The organism is Chlorobiota bacterium (genome assembly GCA_016700335.1).
Taxonomy (GTDB): domain Bacteria; phylum Bacteroidota; class Ignavibacteria; order OLB7; family OLB7.
The window spans coordinates 1,070,743-1,095,369 of the sequence record CP065014.1; the positions used below are offsets into that span (position 1 = coordinate 1,070,743).

At 28.7% G+C, this 24,627-nt stretch carries 16 protein-coding genes; 8 read left to right on the forward strand and 8 right to left on the reverse strand.

All coding sequences use genetic code 11. From position 1 onward, the window contains the following. Positions 1 to 4: 4 nt before the first annotated feature. The 4 genes from IPP08_04345 to IPP08_04360 form a co-directional block, all read right to left on the reverse strand. A complete protein-coding gene (locus IPP08_04345; GenBank protein ID QQS67400.1) occupies positions 5 to 1,291 on the reverse strand; it encodes a bifunctional folylpolyglutamate synthase/dihydrofolate synthase in 1,287 nt (428 codons plus the stop codon). Positions 1,292 to 1,381: 90 nt separating this feature from the next. Further along, positions 1,382 to 3,208 (reverse strand): homocysteine S-methyltransferase family protein, encoded by a 1,827-nt coding sequence (locus IPP08_04350; protein QQS67401.1) that lies wholly within the window; start codon positions 3,206 to 3,208, stop codon positions 1,382 to 1,384. Between the two features lie 7 nt (positions 3,209 to 3,215). Then, the gene (locus IPP08_04355) at positions 3,216 to 5,945 is read right to left on the reverse strand and encodes a T9SS type A sorting domain-containing protein (GenBank protein QQS67402.1); all 2,730 of its coding nucleotides are present in this window, start codon (positions 5,943 to 5,945) and stop codon (positions 3,216 to 3,218) included. A gap of 103 nt (positions 5,946 to 6,048) precedes the next feature. Beyond that, the gene (locus tag IPP08_04360) at positions 6,049 to 7,065 is read right to left on the reverse strand and encodes an ABC transporter permease subunit (protein ID QQS67403.1); all 1,017 of its coding nucleotides are present in this window, start codon (positions 7,063 to 7,065) and stop codon (positions 6,049 to 6,051) included. A gap of 304 nt (positions 7,066 to 7,369) precedes the next feature. Between IPP08_04360 and IPP08_04365 the strand changes: the two genes are divergently transcribed. Further along, on the forward strand, positions 7,370 to 8,317 hold the full coding sequence (locus IPP08_04365; protein QQS67404.1) for an LD-carboxypeptidase: 948 nt from the start codon (positions 7,370 to 7,372) through the stop codon (positions 8,315 to 8,317). Between the two features lie 36 nt (positions 8,318 to 8,353). Here IPP08_04365 and hutH read toward each other — a convergent pair whose 3' ends face one another. Beyond that, positions 8,354 to 9,871 carry a histidine ammonia-lyase gene (gene hutH, locus IPP08_04370; GenBank protein QQS67405.1) on the reverse strand — a complete coding sequence of 506 codons (1,518 nt, stop codon included), beginning with the start codon at positions 9,869 to 9,871 and terminating at the stop codon, positions 8,354 to 8,356. A 162-nt stretch (positions 9,872 to 10,033) separates the two neighbouring features. On the opposite strand from hutH, the gene IPP08_04375 reads away from it, so the two are divergent. The 6 genes from IPP08_04375 (at position 10,034) to lipA (ending at position 18,478) form a co-directional block, all read left to right on the forward strand. Further along, positions 10,034 to 10,633 carry a riboflavin synthase gene (locus tag IPP08_04375; protein QQS67406.1) on the forward strand — a complete coding sequence of 200 codons (600 nt, stop codon included), beginning with the start codon at positions 10,034 to 10,036 and terminating at the stop codon, positions 10,631 to 10,633. Positions 10,634 to 10,795: 162 nt separating this feature from the next. Continuing rightward, the gene (locus IPP08_04380) at positions 10,796 to 12,400 is read left to right on the forward strand and encodes a hypothetical protein (GenBank protein QQS67407.1); all 1,605 of its coding nucleotides are present in this window, start codon (positions 10,796 to 10,798) and stop codon (positions 12,398 to 12,400) included. Between the two features lie 71 nt (positions 12,401 to 12,471). After that, entirely contained in the window at positions 12,472 to 13,668 is a 1,197-nt protein-coding gene (locus tag IPP08_04385) for a hypothetical protein (protein QQS67408.1), read from the forward strand. Between the two features lie 122 nt (positions 13,669 to 13,790). Then, positions 13,791 to 14,582, forward strand: coding sequence for a hypothetical protein (locus tag IPP08_04390; GenBank protein QQS67409.1), 792 nt, complete (start codon positions 13,791 to 13,793; stop codon positions 14,580 to 14,582). A gap of 135 nt (positions 14,583 to 14,717) precedes the next feature. Beyond that, entirely contained in the window at positions 14,718 to 17,516 is a 2,799-nt protein-coding gene (locus IPP08_04395) for an amidohydrolase family protein (protein ID QQS67410.1), read from the forward strand. Positions 17,517 to 17,605: 89 nt separating this feature from the next. Further along, positions 17,606 to 18,478: a lipoyl synthase gene (gene lipA, locus IPP08_04400; protein ID QQS67411.1), complete on the forward strand. Its 873-nt coding sequence runs from the start codon at positions 17,606 to 17,608 to the stop codon at positions 18,476 to 18,478. A 28-nt stretch (positions 18,479 to 18,506) separates the two neighbouring features. Here the strand turns inward: lipA and mltG are convergent, their stop codons facing one another. Both mltG and IPP08_04410 read right to left on the reverse strand, forming a co-directional pair. Further along, positions 18,507 to 19,562 carry an endolytic transglycosylase MltG gene (gene mltG / locus IPP08_04405; protein ID QQS67412.1) on the reverse strand — a complete coding sequence of 352 codons (1,056 nt, stop codon included), beginning with the start codon at positions 19,560 to 19,562 and terminating at the stop codon, positions 18,507 to 18,509. Positions 19,563 to 19,711: 149 nt separating this feature from the next. Further along, positions 19,712 to 22,162 carry a hypothetical protein gene (locus IPP08_04410; protein ID QQS67413.1) on the reverse strand — a complete coding sequence of 817 codons (2,451 nt, stop codon included), beginning with the start codon at positions 22,160 to 22,162 and terminating at the stop codon, positions 19,712 to 19,714. A 155-nt stretch (positions 22,163 to 22,317) separates the two neighbouring features. On the opposite strand from IPP08_04410, the gene IPP08_04415 reads away from it, so the two are divergent. Continuing rightward, positions 22,318 to 23,199 (forward strand): phosphatidate cytidylyltransferase, encoded by an 882-nt coding sequence (locus IPP08_04415; GenBank protein ID QQS67414.1) that lies wholly within the window; start codon positions 22,318 to 22,320, stop codon positions 23,197 to 23,199. Between the two features lie 51 nt (positions 23,200 to 23,250). On the opposite strand, the gene IPP08_04420 is transcribed toward IPP08_04415, so the two are convergent. After that, positions 23,251 to 24,627 (reverse strand): SusD/RagB family nutrient-binding outer membrane lipoprotein, encoded by a 1,377-nt coding sequence (locus IPP08_04420; protein ID QQS67415.1) that lies wholly within the window; start codon positions 24,625 to 24,627, stop codon positions 23,251 to 23,253.

A 24,627-nucleotide genomic window follows, 5' to 3' on the forward strand; every position in this document is an offset into this window, starting at 1 on the left:
AAAATTACTTAAAGTATTCTAAAGCTTCTGCGACAACATAAAAAGAACCAAATATAATTGTCAAATTACTTTCAGTTAAATTTAATGCAATCTCAATTGCATTGTTTACTGATTTTGATTCAATTGTTTCAATATAATATTTTTCTGAAATTGACTTCAAATAAGATGTTTCAACAGACCTATAATTAAAAGCTTTACAAACAATTAACTTATTGGTAAGTTGAGAGATGATATCAATTATCCCATTATGATCTTTATCTATAACAGATCCAAAAATAAAATTAAATTTATTATTTGGATATAGTAATTGTAATGAGTTAACCAAAGCTAAAGCACCATGAGCGTTATGTGCAACATCAAACAAAAATTTTTTTCCTTTAAATAATCTTGAATCAAATCTGCTTGAAATACCTGTATTATTTTTTACATTAAAAAATCCATTAAAAAAATCCTTTTCAGAAATATTGAATTTATTTTGTAAAATTATAAGAGATGTTAATGCTGTTTTTACATTATCTAATTGATAATATCCAGTTAGTCCAATTTGAAGGTTATCAAAAAATATGTTTTTGAATGTAAAATCTGCAATTAAACAATCTTCCATAAAAGTTACATTTGAGGCTGAGCAAAGTTTTTCTGAAAGGAATAATTCAGAATGATTTTCTATAGAAGCATCTTCAAAAATATAATTTAATTTCACATCAATATTACCTAAAACAACAGGAGTTTTATATTTAATAATACCCGCCTTTTCTTTAGCAATTTTATAAAGTGTATCTCCTAAAAATTTTTGATGATCAAGGCCAATAGAGGTGACAACTGAAATTAATGGAGTGATTACATTTGTAGCATCAAGTCTTCCACCTAATCCAGTTTCAATTATTGCAACATCAACTTTATTATCTGAAAAATACTTGAATGCAATAGCAGTTGTACCTTCAAAAAAAGTACAGCCAAAGTCTTCTATAACACTTAACATATCATTAGAATAATTCAATAAAATATCATCAGAAATTGGAATCCCATTTATTCTAATACGTTCATTAAATTGGTTTAAATGTGGTGATGAATACAATCCAACTTTAAGTCCGCTTTCTGAAAGAACAGAAGCAATGAAAGCTGATACTGATCCTTTTCCATTTGTTCCAGCAACATGAATTGTAGGGAAATTATTCTGAGGATTATTGAAATAATCAAATAATTTAATAATAGGTTCAAGTCCTAATTTGATACCTAACCTTTCAAGAGAATATAATTTTAATAATGAATTTTCAAGTGACAAATTTTTCAAGCCTAAAAATTAAAATGAGATATAAATTTGAAAAAAAATTAGAAATAAATTATTCTAATTAAATTAAAATTAAAATTAAAATTTAAAATATTATTTAACTTCAATAAATTCTCTTTCATCAAAAACTAATTTTCTTGCAATATCAGCACCTAGTTCATCTAATTTGAAAAGTGGAACTATTTTAGAAGCATGAACAATAGCCATATCTAATCCAGCTTCAACAGCATGATGAAGAAATACTGAATTTAATACTTGTCTGGTGGCTGGTGAAAGACCAAAAGAACAGTTACTAAGACCTAAAATAGTTTTAGATAATGGCATAATTTCCTTGATTCTTTTTATAGCTTCAATTGTATCTAAACCAGTTTTTCTATATTGTTCATCACCAGTTGCCAAAGTAAAAGTCAATGGATCAAAGATTAAATCTTCTTCACGTAAACCAAATTCAAAAACAGCAAAATCTCTAATTCTTTTTGCAATAGAAACTTTTTTATCTAAAGAATAAGCTTGTCCATCTTCATCAATAGAAAGTGCTATTACAGCAGCCCCATATCTTTTGGCTAAAGTTAATACCTTACCAGCTTTTTCTTTACCATCTTCAAAATTGATTGAATTAATAATTGCTCTACCAGCGTATCTTTTTAATGCTTCTTCAATAACAATTGTTTCAGTAGAATCAATAACTAATGGTAGAGTTGATTGAGTATTTAATCGAGACATAAGTTGAGTCATATCTCTAATTTCATCTCGACCAACAAACGCAACACAAACATCTATAAAATGAGCTCCATCCTTTGTTTGTTCTTTTGCCATAGCAGCCATTCCATCATAATCTTCTATTAGCAAAAGTTCTTTGAATTTTTTAGACCCATTGGCATTACATCTTTCACCTACCAAAATTGGTGGTTGATCCATTTGCAATGGTGTAGAAGAATAAATAGAGGCAACTGAAGGTGTATAATTCCAATCACGTGGAGCTTTTTCAGTCACATCCAATAAATTCCTTAGTGCTCTAATATGTTCAGAAGTAGTTCCACAACACCCCCCAATTACTGAAACACCATACTGTCCTGTAAATTTTTTCATCCATTTAACCATTTCATCAGGGGTAAGATGATAATGCGCATGTCCACCAATATTTTCTGGGATGCCAGCATTAGGCATTACGAAAACATCTTTGGGTGAATTTTCACATAGAAATCTTAAATTTTCTTCCATTTCTTTCGGACCAGTAGCGCAGTTCATACCTATAACTTGAACTATATCATAAGGTTCAATTATTGTTAATGCTGCAGATATTTCTGTGCCCATTAACATTGTTCCCATTGTTTCAATTGTAACAGAAACTATAATTGGAACTTGTTTGCCATTTTCATTAAAATAGTTTAAAGCAGCTGAAAGGGCTGCTTTAATTTGAAGAGTATCTTGACAAGTTTCTATACAAAGTAAATCAACACCTCCATCTATTAATCCAGCAATTTGTTCTTTAAAAGATTCAACCATTAAATCAAATTCTATATGGAGTAAAGAAGGTAATTTTGTTGTTGGTCCTATTGAACCCGCAACAAATCTAGGCCACTCAGGAGTTGAATATTTTGAAGTACACTCTTTTGCAATAGTTGCAGATAACTTACTCAACTGATAAGCTTTATCTTCTATGTTATATTCAGATAAAACTATAGATGCAGATCCAAATGAATTTGTTTCTATAATATCAGCACCAGCACTTAAATATTCATTATGTACTTTACGAACTGCATCTGGATTAGAAATACATAAATATTCATTGCAGCCTTCTAATTCAGGTCCACCAAAATCTGAGGCATTTAAATTTTGTGTCTGAAGGGCTGTACCAGTTGCCCCATCAAATAATAAAATCTTTTTTGATAATGTATTTAAAAATAGGTTATTCTTCATTTACAATTTAATTTTTAATAATAATTTTTTTAGAAATAATAAAATCTTTATTTCTTATCACAACATTGTAAAAACCATTAGGCAAGTCTTTACTTTCAATTGGAACATTGTTAGAAATAATACCTTCATAAATTAATTTAACAAATTTACCATTTACATCAAACAATTTTATTGAACTGAAATCAATTTTATCTTTAAAGTAAATTTTTGAATTTGAATTAACTGGATTAGGATTTACCATTATATTATTATAATCATTATTGTAGTCATTTTTAATAGAAGTTACAAAAGGAGTACCACTAAACATCCCTTTACCATGTGTTGCAATACCAGTAAAGCCATCACTTTGCCTTGTATCAATCATTTCGCAGACTGCATATTCTAATGGAGTGCCCTCACCTTCAAGTTCCCAATTTGTATTATCACCATTCAAAATCTTTGATGAATACAAACCAAGATTGGTAGCAACAAAAACAATTAAGCCTTCAGGACGATTAACAAATTGAGCCCATCTGCAAGAAGGACCTGAGCCAGACCCATTTGGAAATTCTTCTAAATTTCCTCCAATACTTTCCCAATTTATTCCACCATCAATCGTATAAAATAAACTTCTTACATTATAATTTGTAAAAACAACAATAGCTCTATCACCATTTAAAGGATCAACAGAAATACAATTAATCCAACCACCTTTTGGAAATAAAGTTGATTTTAACAAAACTGGATCAGCATTAGTAAAATTTAAATTTGTATCGTTAGCATTATCTAATCTATACAATTTACCATTAGAAGAACCAAAGTAAAGCCTATTTGAGGGAGCATTTTGAGAAACACCAACAGCGGTGTAAGTGTCTATCCCATCATAAATTTTAATCCAGTTTTTATTAGTGTCATTGTTGATTACATTTAGTTTCCTATAAATTTTATTTACTAGAGGAAGATAAATAATTTTTCTATCAGAAGGGTCAGTAGCAAATGGATTTATAAAAATACCAGTAGCTGAATCTGGATAAACTCTAATATTTTTATCAGTGGATTTCTTATTTGCTTTAGCTAAGGATACTTTTCCACTTTGAGTTGAAACTAAAAAATATCTTCCACTATCCACAACTTGAGCATGCATACCATCACCACTATTCATAAGTGCCCAAGGTTCATCAGGATCTGAAGACAAAGTAGCCCAAGAACCATTATCTTGAAGTCCTCCAACTAAAACATTACTTCCTACAGTTTCATGATCAACTCCAACAGAATAAAACTGACCAGTAACATATCCGTTGTTCATTTGATTCCACTGAACAAAAGATTGAGAATTATCATTTGTGAACCTCAAACCACCATCACAAAGAACAAACATTTTCTTTGGGTTATTAGGAAAGAAAACTATATCTTGAATATCTGGGTGTAATTTTGTTGGATCATCTAAACTATAACTATTATTTTTAGGATCATAACCACCAAGCCAAGCTGTTGAAGAAACTGATTTACCACCATCAATGTTTCGGTACAAATTAGTTCCTGCAAAATAAATAACATTTTCATCATCTGGCTTTATAGCTAAAACTAAACAATATCCACCTTGTGAGTTTATAGTTGATCCTTGGTTAGTTTTAATTTGTAACCCTGATATATCTTCCCATTTCCCTAAAGAATCATTCTCTAAAGGCAATGTATATCTCCCAATTTTAAATCCTTCAACAAGTCTATTATTAACTCTCACAGATGTTGAAAAAATTGCATATAAGATATTAGGGTTGCTAGGTGCAGTTGCTAACACTATTCTTCCACAAGTATCTGGAATAAATCCAAATGAAATATTATCCCAATTAACTCCATCTATTGTTTTATATAAACCTTTTGATTTACCTTTACTAATTGAACCAAAAATTGTACCACTGCTTGTAATTGCAATATCTGAATATTCATTTTCTTTTACACTATCACCCAAAGATAAATTCCAAGTAATACCTCCGTTTTCAGATTTCATAATTCCTCCAATAGTTGAAGCAAATATTAAATCTTTGTCATTTATATTTTTTGGAACAATTATTTTGTTGATAAAGTCAAATGGATTTACTTTGTTAGGAGTTTTTGAAACAGTGCTTGGTAATTGTTTCCAATTCAATCCGCCGTCAACGGATTTACTGATACCATCACTTTGATAACTTCTTCTTGCTGAAGTATCTGATTTTAATAGTGTATATAATGGTGATTCACCAGAACCCATGTACCAAACATTGGTTTTTCCTTTTCTAGTATCTTGTGTTATACAACTTACATTAGGTAGATTAGGTGGAGTTTTAGTCCTTGACCAAGACATACCTTGATCAACAGATCTCCATAAATCACCAGTTACTCCACCAGATAATATTATGCTATCATTAGTAACATCAAATGCTAAAGCTCTTGTTCTTCCTCCAACATTTACAGGTCCTCTATTAATCCAGCTGTAATTAGAAACAGTTGATTTTGATAATAAACTATTATTTACTTTAGGTAAGCCTTTTACAAAATTGATTGATTTGTTTGCAATATCTTCTGGAATTTGGTTTGTTACTGGATCTCTTAACTTGAGGTATTCTATATAAGCTAATTCATCAGGATTCTCAACTTTTTCTTCAAAGTTAAAATTTCTTTTTAAATAATTTGAATTACCATTTAACAACATTGAGTAAGTAAAAGCACATGATGTTATACTTGCAATTATTATTAAGGAGTTACTTAATATTTTTTTCATATTTTTTTGGAGAGAATAAATTAAAAAAAAAGCTATATGAAATTATCTATAAAAAGATAGCTTTAGTTTCAGATATTACATTATTAAAAACCATATATAACAATTAAAAATCTTTTTTATTAAATCGCCAGATAGTAAGTATAATCATAACAATTGTAAAAACTACACCTTGAATAATAAAACCATTTTCACTAAGACTTCCAGTTAATGTAGCTTGAGCTAGTTGATTTGTCATGTCGGATGTTTGAGGCAATATATAATACAATCCATTTATTAGTCCTTGAAAAATTGGATTTTTAATAATCATAAACAATGTGGCTTCACGTGCAAACAAAAAAGCTGATAAAATAATAACATGAATATAGGCAAGGCTCATTGGCAAAATCCAACTTTCTGTAACAACATTTAGAAATAAAATAAAGCTATAAACAATACAAAATCCAAACATAGAAATTGAAATTGTCCATAATAAAAATGGTAAATGCCAAACTCCTGAGAAAATCCCATACAAAACAAAAATACCAAGTGTGAAAAACAATACATTTGATCCAACAGCAATTACACCACCAAATGCTCTACCCAAAATTAAAGTTGCTCTTGAAATTGGTTTTGAAAGATGAATGTCAATTGTACCTTTTTCCATTAATGAAGGGATTATACCTGCTGAAATAAAAATTCCTAAAAATAGTACAGCTAAATTTATAAAACCTGCAAAGGCACTCATTTGCCCAATTACAATATTTTCAATTAATGACTTTGAAGATTGTTCGTTAAGGTTACCTGAAATTGTATCAGGTAACTTTAAAGAACTACTAATTTTACTTGAATCTGAATCTACATTAGCAATTGAATCTAATACTTTTGTTGTAGAGTCAGTTGAACCGAGAAGTGCTAATTCTGATGAATCAGTAGATTTTTTAGTTGAGTCTATTTTTTCAATAGATACTCCAGTTTTAGCTCGTTCACCAACTTCAATAGCATTAGCATATGTTCCTTGAATCATATACAAAACTATTCCTGTAAGAGTAAGAATTATTACTTCGATTAAAAAAATTCCAACAATAGCTTTTTTAGAATAGATCTCTTTGAATGTATCGTTTATTAAAGCAATAATTTTCATAAATAACAATATAAAATGTAAAAACAATTGGTTGAAAAAAAAAAGTCTAAAATAATAGTTTGAATAAGCAAACAAGCTTTTAATCTAGTTTAAAAAACATTAAAATAAATAAACAAATGGTAAGAAAATTTTTTAATAAATTATCAAGAAAATTATAAATATCAAATTGAGATAAGTAAATGATTTGCTATTAAATTTATCAAATTAAAATATTTTAAAGTTAATTACATATTATAAAAGCGAAAATAATAATTGATAAATTGATTGAATGAAGTTATTTTTATTTTTTACAAATTCGAATATTATGAAAGAAGAATTTATTAAACCAAAAAAAATTAAAAAAGGAGAATGTATTGGAATAGTTTCACCTAGTTCACCACAGAAAGACGAAACTAGATTGTTAAATGGTGTAAAATATTTTGAATCGCTTGGATACAATGTTATTTTAGGTAAAAATGTATTTAATAGATATGGTTACTTAGCAGGAAGCGATTTAGAAAGAGCTTCTGATATTAATGACATGATTAATAATCCTTTGGTAAAGATGATAATTGCTGGAAGAGGGGGATATGGAGTTACTAGAATTTTAGATAAAATTGATTATAAATCTTTAAGAAAAAATCCAAAAATAATAATTGGTTTTAGTGATATTACAGCATTAAATTTTGCAATTTCAAAAAAATGTAAATTAGTAAATTTTACTGGAGCAATGCCAGGAGTTGACTTTTGGGATTTAGAAAATATACCAACAATGACTGAAGATTATTTTTGGAGGTGTATAACATCAACAAAGCCACTTGGTGTTATCAAACAAAATATTGAAATGAAAACGAGAAAAAAAGGTGAAACCATTGGCAAACTATTTGCAGGAAATCTTACTTTAATTGCTTCAATTTGTGGTTCAAAATATTTTCCCAATTTGAAAAATCAATTGTTATTAATTGAAGAAATAGGTGAAGAACCATATAGAGTTGATCGATTACTTTCACAATTATTCAATTCTAATCATCTAAAAAATTTATCAGGATTATTATTAGGTGAGTTTACTGATGCAAAACCTTTGAAGATTTCAGTAGAGTCTTTAAGCATTGATGATGTAATAAATCATTATGCAAATAAATTCAATTTACCATGTATTTCAAATGTTGAATATGGACATATTTACCCTAAACTAACATTGCCAATTGGAGTCAAATCAAGTTTAAATGCAACTAAATGCATATTCTCAATTTTAGAGAATAGTGTTGAATAGCATTGATAAAATGAATTTTGAATTTTTTGAAATAAATTAATTAACATCAACAACTTCCAGTAACTCTCCTGAATTTATTAATTGTTCAGCAATACTTATATCATCAAATATAACTCTATCATTTTCCAAATGAGGAATTTTAGATCTAACCAAATTATGAACTGGTTTTAATTTCTTACTTGTATTTAATGGTTGATGAAAATCAATACCTTGTGTAGCACAAATCAACTCTATTGCAAGAACTTTATTCAAATTACAAACAACTTTCAAAGCTTTTTGAGCTGCAATAGAACCCATTGAATTATGGTCTTCTTGATTGGCACTTGTTGGTATAGAATCAACTGAAGCGGGGTGACAAAGCACTTTATTTTCACTAACAATAGAAGCAGATGTATATTGTGCAATCATGTAACCACTATTAAGCCCTCCATTTTGAGTGAGAAATCTTGGTAATCTGCTAAGTGTACCATTAACTAATCTTTCAGTTCTTCTTTCAGAAACGTTAGCAAGTTCTGCACAAGCAATAGCAAGAAAATCCATTATCAATGCAACTGGCTGACCGTGAAAGTTACCACCTTCAACATGATCTCCTTCATTTGGAAAAATAATTGGATTATCAGTTACTGAGTTAATTTCAATTGTTAGAACATTATTTACATGGGTTAGAGTGTCTCTGCTAGCACCATGAATTTGTGGTATACATCTTAAAGAATATGCATCTTGAACTCTATCATCAATTTGTCGATGTGATTCACGAATTTCAGAATCAGCTAACAATTCCCTCATATTTTTTGCAACAATATTTTGTCCTGTATGCGGTCTTAAAGCATGTAAACGTTCATCAAAAGCTTTATCTGTACCTTTGAGAGCATCAAGTGACAAAGCAGAAATAACATCTGCTGATTTTGTAAATCTGTTAGCTAAATGCACAGCAATACAACCAAAGGAAGTCATCATTTGAGTTCCATTAATTAAGGCTAAACCTTCTTTTGCTTCAAGTTTTATTGGTTCAATATTATGTTTCTTTAACACAATTAAAGAAGGAACAATTTCGTTACCTAACCAAACTTTTCCTTCACCCATTGCTGCAAGAACTAAATGTGAAAGTTGAACTAAATCTCCAGATGAACCTACAGAACCTTGCATTGGAGCAGATGGTATTATGTCATTATTTAACATATCAATTAGAGTTTGAACTGTTTGTACTCTAATTCCACTAAACCCTTTTGCCAATGCATTGATTCGCAATAACATCATTGCCCTCATAATATTCTTAGGAATTGGGTCGCCAGCTCCCGCTGAATGACTTCTAATAAGGTTTACTTGTAAGTCTGATAATTTATCTGAATTTATTGATACATTCGCAAATTCTCCAAAACCAGTGGTTACTCCATATATAACTTTATTTTCTGATACCCAATTTTCAACTACTCTTCTAGACAAATTCATGGCTGTTACAGAAGTATCTGATAATACGATTTTAATAGAATTGTTGTTTGCAACATTGTAAACTTGTTCTATTGTCAAATCATTCCCATTAATAATTAATTGCATTTTAAAAAAAAATATTTAGTACTATTAGGTTAATTTTGCAATTTACAAAAAATACGTTTGTTACTTGTAAAAGAATAATTTCTTTACTCCACATTTAGATATAAACTCTATTTACTAAATTATTAAAGTTGTAAATAAATTTTCATTCTTAAATTTTAAATAATGTTTACAGGATTAGTTGAAGAGACTGGAGAGATTTTAGATATTATAAATTATAGTAATAGCAGGAAATTCAAAATCAAAGCACATTTGGTTATGGAAGATCTATCGATTAAGGATTCAATTTCAGTTGATGGTTGTTGCCAAACTATTGTTCAATTAGATGAAAATAGTTTTGAAGTTCTAAGCATTGAAGAGACATTAAGTAAAACAATATTAGGTGATTATAGAATAGGTGAGAACGTGAATTTAGAAAGGGCAATGGTAGCAGGGCAAAGGCTTGGTGGTCATTTTGTTCAAGGACATGTTGATTGTTATGGAGTAATAAATTCTATAGAAAACAAAGATAACTCATGGAATATTTGGATTGAATTTCCAATTGAGTTTTCACAATTAGTTATTCCAGTTGGATCAATTTGTATTAATGGAGTTTCCTTAACAACAGCAAGAATTGATGGGAATAAATGTATGGTTTCAATAATCCCATATACTTATGATGTAACTAATATTAAAGAATTAAAAGTTAATTCTAAAGTGAATATTGAGTTTGATATGTTAGGAAAATATATGAAAAAAATTGTTGAAACTAGAATTGATCAATAAAAATTTATATATAAATTTTATTATTGATATGAAGTTTACCAAATCCATATTACAATCGATTTATTGAAAAATTATATTATAAAAATTTTAAAGTATTACTTTATTTGTCAAATTATTTATTTAAGTTTTAATAATAATTTGTATTCTCAAGGTAAGAATTTGTTGAACATAAATAGCCCTGCCACTAAATCATTGATAAGGCTTTCTGATTTTGGGTTAATACCAGATTTCCCAAAAGAACATTTACCAATATCTAGGTATGATGCTTATTCATTTTTTCTTCAGGTGATAAATGATACAACAGTTAATAGTTCATTAAAAGATGAAGCAATATATTTTTCAAAAGAATTATTTAAGGACTCTAATTTAAAAGATGTTTCAACTGTAATTAATACAGATCAAACTAAAAGCATTTTCAAATCATTCTCATCAGATGATTTTTTATCAATTTACGCTTATGCAGATACAAGTAATAAAAATTATGTTTCCTTCAACCCTATACTCGATGGAGAATTTAGAAAGGAATTAGGTTATGATCCAAAAACAATTATATTTCAAATAGGTGCAGTTTTATCTGGGACATTTTATAATACAATTGGATTTTCAACTAAGATAACAAATGGAACTATATTTGGAGATACAACACTAGCAAAAAAAGATCCACATTTATCTCATTCAGGAAAATTTGGAGTTTTACAATTTGGGAGAGATATAGATTTTTCTTCATCTCATTTAAGAGTAAATTGGAAAAATATATTTGCAGAAATTGCACACGAAAAAATTTCTTTAGGAGGTGGAAATGAAAGTTCACTTCTTTTAAGTTCTCAGCTTCCATCAGAATATGATTATATAAGGCTTGGGGGGAATTTTGGTTTATTTAGTTTCACTCATATTCATGCTTCAATATTATCTGATGAAGCAGTCAAAACTGCTGGAGCTAATGTTAATATTACCTCAAAATATATTGCAGCTCATTTAGCAAGTGTTAAATTATTTAGCAATCTAAAATTATCAATAGGTGAATCTGTAATTTATAGTGGTAGAAATTTAGAACTAGGATATTTTAATCCTTTTTTATTTATTAAATCTCAAGAACATTATTTGCGTGATAGAGATAACACTAACATGTATGCTTCAATATCATATATCCCTCAAAAAGGTATGTTTTTAGAGACTGAATATTTACTTGATGATTTAAGGTTTAGGAAAATTTATGATCAGTTTTGGGGTAACAAATTTGCTTTCAAATTAACTTTTAAAACAACTTCTTTGATTCATAAAACAATAGATTTGGGTTTGAGTTATACCAGATTAGAACCATATATTTTTACTCATTTTAATCAAGAAAATACTTATACTCATGATGGTACAATTCTATCAGCTGGAGGTTTAGAGCCAAATAGTCATTCTTTAAAAATATATTTTAGTTACCATATTTCACCTAAATTTACTTTTAATCTAGTATCCGATATTACTCGTCATGGTGCAAATGAATATAAGTTTGACCCAATCAAGAACATTGATACTTTATTTAGAAATGTTGGAGGTTCAGTATTAACACAACATATTGGATTAAGGGATTCTGATACTGTTAGTTTTCTTGACGGAAATTTAGAAAAAATTACAAAATTTAATTTTGATTTGGGTTATGAATTCTCAAGAAATATTTATATTAAATTAAATTTGATTCTTAATAATATTAATTCAAATTCAAGTGATGTTTCAAACAATCAGTTATGGTTAGGATTAAGAATTGGTGAGTTATAAGGTAACTAACCTGATATAATGTTCTATAAAATTTTCTGGAAAAGTTATTGAATTTAATTTTTAATTAAATAATGAGTGAAATAAAAAATAAGATAAATATTGAGGATACAAAAGGGGAGCAAATTTTATTTGAGCAATATTCTATAATATTAAAAACTTGGAAATTGGTTCTTTTAATTTCAGTATTATCAACAATTGCAACAGCTTATTATGTTATTAATGTAATGCCTATTGAATTTATGGCACAAGTAGTGGCGTTACCTCCTAACAAATCTGGAACACCGCTTGATAACTTACTTGGAGGTCTGTCTTCATCATTGAAAGATTTTGGTTTGTCAAAATTAGTAGGTAAAAGTGGATCAGAATCTGGATATTCAAAAATAGCACTTATGAATAGCAGAACTGTACTTGATTCTTTAACTAAAAAGTATAAATTAAGAGAACTTTATGAAAATGTATATAAAGTAAAAAAAGGTAGAATTGATTTATTTTATGAAGCACTTTTAGATAATATTAAAATTGAAGTTTCAACTGATGGTCCTATTGCAGTTTCTGTTTATGATATAGATCCTGTAAGGGCTTCAAATATGGCAAATGATATAGTAAAAATATCTAATCATTTATTAAGAGAGTTAAATAGACGTGAGACTGAACCTATAACTTTATATATAGCTCAACGATATGATAGTGTTACTCGAAAACAGAATATTTTGAGAAATAGTTTAGAGCAATTAATGAGAAAAAATAAATTATATGATCCAGAAAAGCAAGGAACTGTAATTGGAGCTGCAGTAATGGAAGTTCAAGCGAATTATCTATCACAAAAAGTAATAGTTGAAGCATTAACATCTCAACTTGGAGATGATGATCCTAAAACAATTCAAGCTAAAGAAATTTTAAAAAAGTATGATAAAGAAACTAAAAATTTTGCTGAAGGAAAGGGAAGTTCAATAGCAGGACCTAACTTAAATAATATGTCAAAATCAATGGTTGATTATTTGCAAGTAAGGCAAGAATATGAAGTGAATGCTAAAGTACTTGCGTTGTTAGAACCTATGTTTGAGCAATCAAAATTTGATGAAGCAAGAGATATTCCATCTTTGAATATATTAGATGAAGCAATTCCACCCCCATATAAAGCAAGACCTAAAAGAGCTTTAATTATTGTTTCTGGATTTTTGGGATCTATAATTATCTCATACATTATAATAGCTTTAATTGCATTTATAAAAAATTTTAATAAGAGATATAAAGATTCAATTTCATAGTAATTAATAATAAATTTAATTTTTTATAACTTTTCTAAAATCAATTAACATCAACAATTATCACTAACTTACTTAAGTTTGTACAAATTAAAATTTAAATATATTTATCATTCAATTTAACTATGAAGAAAACTAATTTAATTATAGCTATTTTTATTTTACTAATTTCATTTAGTATAGCTAAAGCTCAAGATACTACCAAAACAGATGATTTCAATTTTGACGATGTTCCTGTTGATGATCAAAAAACTCCTTATATTGGAGTTGGTGGTGGTGTGTTGTTTATGCCTAACTTAATCAATAATGAAGACTTAAATAAACTTGCAAAAGATGTTGGGATTCCTGATTTAGGAAGTAATATCTTAATGTCTGGAGGAGGTGGCTTTACTGCTGTTGGTATTGTACCTAATTTAAGGTTAGGTGTTTATGCAGCAGGAGGAGTAATAAGTAATCAATCAGAAATTAGCTTAAGTGGCACTAATTATACGAAAACATTGAAACTTGCTTCAAGTTTTACTGCTGTTCAAATTGATTATGCAATTGGGTTTTCAAAGGGCTTCAATATGTTCCCAGGAATAATGTTAGGTTATGGAAAAAACAGTCTTTCTTTTACACAAACTAAATCTTCTGGAGGTACATTTAACGAGGTTATCAGCGACACTTTGTTTAGTAAAAATTCTAATTTTAATAAAATCAATTCAATTACTTCTTCAAACATTTTATTAATACCTCAACTTAATTTTGAGTATAATCTTACACAATTTATTATGCTTAGAGTTGGTGCTGGATATAAGTTATTATTAAAAGGAGATTGGACGGATGATAATTCAAAAATTATTACTAGTGTTCCAGAAAAAATTGGAACAAATGGATTAACTGGCCAGATAGGATTATTCTTAGGTTTATTTCAATAATTTCATTTTTAAATTTATTTAATATCTTCAAATTTGTTGAATAAATTTAAAGTTTGATTGAATTAAACAATAACTATTTGATTTACTTTTAGGATTGTAAAAATTATTTTTAAAAGCAAGATAAATTTCTCATATATGGATAGGTACATAAAATTTTTTATTATTAATTGCTTAATAGTATTTTCATATCAATTATTGTATGCTCAGAATTATGGTGTAGATCCATTAGACAGACCAAATAATTCAGTTACAAAATGTTATGTTATTAAGAATGCTAAAATATTTCAAAATCCAAGTAAAATAATTGATAGAGGGACATTAATAATAAGGAATGGAATAATTGAATCAGTTGGGTTAGATTTATCAATACCAAATGATGCTGAAATTATTGAAGGTGATTCTCTTTGGATTTATCCTGGATTTATTGATGGGCTTACAAATGTAGGTGTACCTAAAAAAGATGAAAAAGATCTGCCAAAAGTTCCCAGACCAGGAGCGCCTCCAGATGATAGGGCTGGTATCCAACCAGATAGAGATGTATGCACAATGTTAAATATTAGTGAGTTATCCCTAGATTCTTTAAGGATGAACGGTTTCACAGTGGCTAGAGTTGTTCCCAATGGTAAAATGTTGCCTGGGTCTGGTGCAATAGTTATGTTAGGTGGTAAAACCTCATCAGATATGCCTTTAAGAAGGAATGAAAATATGTTTGCACAATTCGTTGATGCAGGAGAAATATATCCATCAACAACAATGGGAATAATGGCAAAATTCAGACAATTATTTCGAGAGGCAAAAGAAACAAAAATTTGGGTTGATAAGTTTAACTCAAATCAAAATGGATTGCAAAAGCCAGAATATAATGATGTTTTAAGTTCATTTTTCCCGATTGTAGAAAATCAGAAAAAAGTTTGCTTTTATTCTCCTACAGTTCTTGAAGCTAGAAGAGCAATTCATTTACAAAATGATTTGAAATTTGATTTAGTATTAGCTGGATTAAGTGATGCTTACAAGATGAAAAATGAGTTAAAGATTAGTAATACTCCAGTTTTTTTAACTTTATCTTTACCAAAAATTAAAAAGAAATCTGATAAAGTAAATCTAGATTCAGTTTTAAAAAGTTTGCTATCAATAAATTCAAAACCAACAAGAACAACAAGTTATCAGAATGTTAGTTTTGAAAAAGAATCATTAATTGCCAAACAAAATGAATCTCAAGCCGAATATTATACTTCACCAAGTGTTCTTAAAAAAGAAGGTATTCGCTTTGGTTTTTCTTCATTGAATACAACTCAAAGTGATATCCGTGAGAATATCCGAACAATGATTCAAAATGGATTAACAGAACAAGATGCACTTTCTGCTTTAACCTTAGATGCTGCTAAATTACTTAATCTAGATAAACAAATTGGAACAATTGATAATGGTAAACTAGGTAATATATTAATTACAAAAGGGAATTACTTCAAAGAAAATGTTGATGTAAAATATGTATTTGTAAATGGAATTTTATATAAATACAATCAAAATAATGATTCTAAAGATTCAAAACCTACTGATAGTTTAATAAATTCTCAGAAAATTAATTTTACAAAAGATTCAATTACTTTAGCTAGTATTTCCAAAATTAGGAGTAACTTCATTATAAGACTTAAAGTTAATAAAAACAATAACTGGTTAATAAAAAATGCAACAATTCTAACAATTACAAATGGCATTATAATTGGTGACCTTGAGATAAAAGATGGTAAAATCAATGCTATAGGAAAAAATTTATTAGGTTTAAAAAATTCTGAAACTATTGATGCTACTGGAATGTTTGTTATGCCTGGAATAGTTGATGCACATTCTCATATTGGAATTAGTGATGTAAATGAATGGACAACACCTGTAAGCGCTGAAGTATGGACTGGCGATGTATTAGATCCAACTGACATAAACATTTATAGATCTTTAGCAGGTGGAGTTACAACTTCACATTTAATGCATGGTTCTGCAAATGCCATTGGAGGACAATGCCAGACAATTAAACATAGATGGGGAATAAATTATCCAGATTCTCTGAAATTTGAGGGAGCTCCTAGAACAATCAAATTTGCTCTTGGTGAAAATCCTACAAGGGTTCATGGTAAAGGGTTCAGTGTAAGACCTAATACAAGAATGGGTGTTGAACAGGTTTTTAGAGATGCATTCACAGAGGCTAAAAGATATGATGAACTTAAAAGAGAATATGAATTAAATAAAAAAAGAAACCAAAATTTAACACCACCAAAATACAATATTCGACTTGAGGCTTTGGCTGATATTTTAAATGGTAAAATTGAGATTCATTGTCATTCATACAGAGCAGATGAAATATATATGTTAATGAAAGTATTAAAAGATTTTGGAATAAAGAAAATTACATTTCAGCATGTTAATGAAGGATATAAAGTTGCTCCAGAATTAGCTAAATTTGGAGCAGGTGCATCAGTATTTTCTGATTGGTGGTCTTATAAATTTGAAGTATATTATTCAACTTCATCTAATGCAGCAATTTTAACACGCAATAATGTAGTAACCTCAATAAATTCAGATTCTCCAGAGTTAGTAAGACATTTAAATCACGAAGCTTCAAAATCTTTAAGATATGGAGAGCTTAATGATGATGAAGTTTTAAAAATGATAACTATAAATCCTGCAAAACAACTATCAATCGATTCTAGAATTGGATCTATTGAGGTTGGAAAAGATGCTGATATTGCCATTTACAATGTTCATCCTTTATCAGTTTATTCTATTTGTCAAAAAACTTTTGTTGATGGAATTTTAAGATTTGATAGAGATCAAGACCCAGATGATATGAGGCTTTTTGCAAATCCTTCTAATCCAATTGATACATTTGAAGAATTTAAAACTGATGTTGATGGATGTATGAAAATAGGTTCTAAATAGTATTTTCATGAAAAAAAAATAGTAAAGTAAACTTTGAAATTTAATTTTAAATTTTAAACTCAATTTAAAAACTAAACTTTTATAAGCAATTGTTAGAATTAACAGTATTAGATAATATTCAACCCAAGCAACCAAGACCTGAATGGTTAAAAGTAAAAGTACCAACTGGAGAGACTTATGCACAACTTAAAACAATGATGAGGTCGAAAGCATTGCATACTGTATGTGAAGAAGCTAGGTGCCCCAATATGGCAGAATGTTGGTCTGCTGGAACTGCAACATTTATGATTCTTGGTGACACATGTACTAGGTCTTGTGGGTTCTGTTCAGTAAAAACTGGTAAACCAGAAGAATTAGATTTAGAGGAACCATTAAGAGTTGCTGAAGCAATAGAACAAATGGGAGTTAAACATGCAGTTATAACTTCAGTAAATAGGGATGAACTTCCAGATGGTGGTGCTAGCTTGTTTGCTCAAACAATAACACAAACTCGTACTAGAAATCCACAAGTAAAAGTTGAAGTTTTAATTCCAGATTTTAAAGGAAATTTAGATTCGTTACAATTAATAATAAATGCTGCTCCAGATATTCTAAATCATAATACAGAAACCGTTCCTTCATTATATAGAATTGTAAGACCTCAAGGAAGATACCAGTGGACTTTAGATGTTTTGAAATATTCAAAAGAAAATGGAATGAGAACTAAAACAGGTATCATGTTAGGTTTAGGAGAAGAAAAAGAAGAGTTGATTCAAACTATGAAAGATCTTGTTAATTCTGGAGTTGATATTTTAACACTTGGACAGTATTTACAACCTACTAAAAATCACTTACCAGTTATAAGATTTGTAAAACCTGAAGAGTTTGATGAGCTTAAAAAAATTGGATTAGATTTAGGTTTTAATTATGTTGAATCCAGTCCTCTTGTTAGGTCAAGTTATCATGCTGAAAGACATTTATAGAAAACAAAAAATTTATTAAATAATTTATTTATTTAACTTTCTTTAAATTTTGTTGGTATTCTGTTACTGCTTGTTTATGTTGCGATGAATTCACACTGAAATTATGTCTCCCAGAACCATCACCTTTTGCACACATAAAAATGTAATTATGACTTTGAGCATTTAGAACTCCAAGTATTGATTCTTTACTTGGATTGTTGATAGGTGATGGTGGTAAACCTTTATACTTATATGTATTATAAGGATTATCAATAGCTAAATCCTTAAAATAAAGTCTTCGGGGTCCATAAGGAATGATATATTGTACTGTTGGATCTGCTTCAAGTTTAATACCTTTTTTAATTCTATTAAGATATAACCCTGCAATTATAGATCTTTCATCACTAACTCTAGCTTCACCTTCAACTATAGATGCCAAGATTATTACTTGATAAGGTGTCAAGTTAACATCGTTAGATTTCGCTTGTTTATCTTGAGAATAAAATGAATTAAATTCCCCAACCATTCTTTCAACAATATTTTCTGGGGTTTCATTCTTTGAGAAAAAATAAGTGTCTGGCATCAAAAATCCTTCGGCTGTTGAATGAGAAATATTAATCGATCTTAAGAAAGAACTATCTGTAATTAATTTAATAAATTTAGTTGAATCGCAAACATCTTCTCTTTTTAAAATTGATGCAACTTTTTTAGCAGTTATACCTTCTGGAAAAGTAACTTTAACTTTATTTGATTGATCTGAAGTTAAAACATCTAATACTTCCAAATTTGAAGAACCTCTTTCAATTTTATATTTCCCCCATTTTATTTTATCTGCTTTACCATATGTAGTAGCTAGTATTTTAAATGATGCCCTACTTCGAATTAAATTATTTACTTCTAATGTATCAAGAATCTGCTCAAAAGTAGAATTCTTTGGTATATTAACATCTGCAACTCCAGCACCAAAACCACCAGTAAAAAATTTAAATATCAAATAAAGAAAAACAATTATAGAAAAAACTATTGCTAATAAAACAACATTTTTATTTCCATTTACAGATTCAACAATTGATTTATTTTTTTCTGGTTTAATAATTTTAGCCATCTAAAGTAATATGAATTTAATTTAAGAAAAAAAAAAGGGAGTATAATTAAATTAAAACTCCCTGTTAACACATAAAATACAAGATTGAAATTATTTCATTATTTAAATTTTTTAAACGAAATTAAATGAAAATTTGAGATTTTATTAGGTTACTTAATTATTATAAACGAACCTGAATAAATTGTTCCATCAATTCTTGTTACATTAAGACTATATTTTCCAGAAGGAAAATTATCAACATTAATATTAAATATGTTATTTACAATAATTGAATTTATTAAGTCAGTCTTAATTATATTCCCAGATGAATTTATAATTGAATAATTGAAATTATTTATTTTATCAGAATTAAATTTAATAGTTAGATTTTTGTTTATTATGTTTGGATTAATTTCAAATTTAAAATCATTGTAATTATTCTTTACACTTTTAGAACTATTATCAAAACTAATTTTCTTAACATCACTCCATTTTCCCCACAAAGTTCCAATTATTCCTTTAACACGCCACCAATAGGTTTTTTTATCAGTCAATCCCCAATCAGACGCAACATCTTTATAAGTAGAAGTTATTGAAGTTGAAAAATATGTTGGTGTTGATTTCATAGTAGAATCTTCCCAAATTTCAAACCAATATTTATCTGAAGATGGTGTCGATTTACCCCAAGAGAATCTTGTTCCATTAATAGGCATAGTAACTCCATCTTTAGGTAATAAGTTAACTGGTGCAGATGGATACAATCCTATAGATATTTTATACAAACTACTCCATGTTCCTGATAAATTTCCAGAGATACCTTTTACTCTCCACCAATAATTGGTTCCATCTTTCAATCCCCATTCATCATTAACAGTTGTCATTGTATCAATGATTCGAGTCAAGAAAAATGCAGGAATACTTTTTAATGTAGAATCATCATAAATTTCAAACCAATATTTTTCAGCTGGTGGATTTGTTGCTCCCCAAGAGAATTTAGCTTTGTTTAATGGAATTGAAGATCCATTAGGTGGCATCATGTTGGAAATAATTGAAGGTGCTGCACCATATTGAAACCAATTGATTTCACTCCAATCTCCAAATCCTCCATTATTTTTTGCCTTTACTCTCCAATAATATTTTTTACCATAATCAAAATCTTTTATAATTACAGTAGTATCTAAAATATTTGTTTTAAAAGTGTAAAAGGTTGATAATGATGAATCATCATAAACTTCAAGATAATAACTTTGAATATTGGGTGATGCTTTCAACCATCCAAAACTAATTGTATCTTTTAAAGTTACGTATCCACTAATAGGTTCAACTAATGAAACTTTAGAAGGGTTTATAGAATACTTGAAAGTATAAATGGGTGAAAAATCTGAATATCCAAACTGAGATTTAGCTTGAACTCTCCAATAATATGACTGATATAGTGTTAATCCTTTAAGCACTTTTGAAGTATCAATTTTATTTGAATCTATATAAACAATTTGAGTAAAATCAATATCTTTCGCACATTCAAATTTAAATGTCGTTGGAACAAAATTATTTTTTTGCCAAATACATTTTACAGTATCTGTTGTTATGTTTGAATTATCATTTGGTGATAAAAGATAAGGATCATTTGTTGCTTGATTTCCAAAATCAACTTTTACATTTACATTTTTTTTAACACTTATTGTCTTTGTTTGATTTTCAACCATACCACCGCCAGAAGCAGTAATTACAACACTCCCAGTAATTTTACCTAATGGAATTGCATAACCTCCACTTTTTGAAGTAATCGCCGAATATGATCCTTGATTTAAAGTAATTGAAACACCAGGTAAGCCTTCACCAATATCATAAAAATTATTTTTATTTTTATCTTTATATACAACTCCAAGAACAAAATAATCATTTGCATTTCCATAATCTTGAGTACAAATTAAAGGACCTGTTGATCCACCATTTCCCTTTATAATACCAATTCCTACTTCTCTGAAAACTGCATCGTTTGATCCGAATGCCATTAAATTATGTCTATGCCCAAGTCCAGGGTTTCCCCAATCAATATTAAAAGCTAAATGACCATATAAAACACTTTTCATATATGCAAAAATGTTTTCTCCCATCTCACCTCCTGGATAACCAGCTTTGTTCATTCTTTGAAATGGACTTGATCCATCACTTCCTGTATGATCTTGAAAATCATTAGCACTCATATCTTCGCAATGTTTACGAGCAGCATTAATTAGTTGCTCATTCATTGCAATAGGAGGACGAACTGGGTATCCAGCAAATTCACTTTTAATTTGAGATAAATTAATTTTAAAATAACTTACCGAACTTAATATATCTGGATCTTGAGTTGCTGCAATTCTTTCTCCTTCTGCTTTCGGATTTGCACGAGCCCTATTGATATATTCGAGCATTAATTGTTCTTCATCAGTAGGTTCACCATGGCTATAAACTATTGAATTACCTAAAGTTTTTAGTTTTGATATTTTGTTATCTACTGGTATGAACTTTCTGTAAACCGCAGGACAAAGAGCTTTTGGAGTTTGAGAAAAAAGGGCTTGTATTCCAAAAAATAGGACTATAAGCAGTAAGAGAAAAAATTTAAGATTCTTATTCATTATAATATATTTGAAGAAAGTAAATATAAAATGGAGATTAAAAGATATTCTAAGAATTTACATTTTTGTTTTTAGCAAAAAATCTAACAAAAATAAAATTAAAAATAAGGATATTTACATCTAAATTTGTTAAACATTTTTATAAATTTAATTTAATGCAACAATCAAACAAATACCCATTTGGTCCAACAAAATTTGAGCTAAAATATGGGAATAACATCACAAGAATATTATTTGCAGTTATTGCAATTCCAATTGTATTGTTGTGTGTCTCACTTGGAGGTTATTGGTTCTTAACTTTTATGATGATTATTTCATCAATAGCCTTAATAGAATTTTATTGGCTTTGTGAATCTAAAGAGTTGTACCCTAATATATTTCTTGGTGTAATAGCATCATTAGTTTTACAATACATTTTCTCAGTTCATTCAGTGGATAAAATTACATTTGTATTGATACCTTTGTTTGTTGTTACAATGAGTGTTGAATTATTTAGAAATAAAAACAATTCAATATTAAATGTTGCATCTACTTTAGCTGGTGTAATGTATATTTCATTATCTATGGCATGTTTTACTGAAATTAGATATTACTTTAATGATAATTTAGACTCAACAATATTTCACACAAATAATTTAGATATTGGAATTGTATTTGCGATATTAATTTCTATTTGGGTTTGTGACTCATTTGCATATTTTGTTGGAAGAAAATTTGGTAAACATAAATTGTTCGAAAGAATTTCTCCAAAAAAATCTTGGGAAGGGACTATAGCTGGTGCCATCGGATCAGTTGTTTCAATGTTACTTGTTCAAAGATTTTGGTTAGTTGATCTGTCAATATTTGACTCAATAGTAATTGGTTTAATTGCAGGAATATTTGGACAGTTGGGTGATTTATCTGAGTCTATGTTAAAAAGATCTGCAAGAATTAAAGATTCATCTCAAATACTTCCTGGTCATGGAGGAGTATTAGATAGATTTGATAGTTTATTATTTGTTTCTCCTTTAGTTTATATTTATCTAAATATAAAGTAAAAAAAAAAGCTCTATCCATTTGAAAGATAGAGCTTTAAATTATGAAAAAAACTAAGGTAAAATTGCACTTACTAATGCATCATTATCTTTAGGGCAAGTAGTTTTGTTAGAATTTGTTTCAACTAACGGATATAAAAAACGCTTAGGAACAGCTAGTTCAGGCAATGTTCCTGTTCTTCTCATATCAGTATAAGTTTGACCTTCTAAAAATAGACTTAAATGTTTTTGAGTTAAAATTTCAGTGATAACTTTATTTTTATCAGAAACATCTCCACTATTCATATCATTTAATCCAGCATTTACTCTTATAGAATTTACAGCTTTAACAGCATTTGGTAATGCTCCAACTCTTGCTTCGCATTCTGCTATAATAAGTGTATTCTCATTACCAGAAATTAATGGAATATCATCGGCATACTCTGCATATTTTTTTAGAGAAACAATGTTTGTACCTTTAGTTGCATTAGTATCAGTAACAACTTGTTTGTGTGCAGGATTCCCAAAAAATGTAGTATTAAAATTTGGTGTAAAATATTCAGATAATCTTTTGTCACCAGCCTCTTTTTGTAACAAATCTACGAAAGTTTTTTCACCTCTAATTGGTTCTCCACTTTCATCTTTAGCCCAATGTGCCCATGGTCCCTGCTCACCAGCTGCATCTGTGAACATTGCATTCAAGCTCATTTTACTATCAGTTATTCCATTCTTGGCAGAGCTCAAAGCAGAAGAATAATTTTTTAAATGAAGAAAATAACGAGCTTTTAGAGAGTTACAAGTAGAAATCCATTTTGCTTTATCTCCACCATAATTTAAATCTTGTTTGATTGGAGCTGAATTGCCAAATTGAATAATTGCATCATCTAATAATCTTTGAACTTCTGCATAAGCATCAGTTTGGGAAACAAAAGGATTAGTATTAAATCCATCTTGAGTAATTGGAATTGAACCATAATAAGCAGCAAGTTCACCCAAAACAATCGCTTTGTAAGTTTCTGCCATTCCTTTCAAAGTTGCTCTAATGCCTATATTACTTGCTCCAAAATCTGTTTCTACAGAATATTTTAAAATATCATTTGCTATCCTGACAGTTTTAAAACCAACTAACCACATGTCACTGACAGGACCATCTAAAGATAAATCATAGGAATTCCATGTAATTGGTTGTGGTCTTCCTAAACCTTTTACAGCAGACATTTGCCAAGTAAAAATTGATGACATTCTAGAGCGATCACCACAATAAAATTCACCTGTTCCAGTTTGAAGTGCAACAACTAAACCAAACTGACCTTCTTGAGTTTTCAGAGATGCAATACTGATTCCATTTGGGGAATTATTAATTGCTGGGTCAATAGAACAGCTACTTAAAAAAAGTAATGAAACTGAACTAATCAAACAGATAAAACTGATAGATATATATTTATTTTTCAT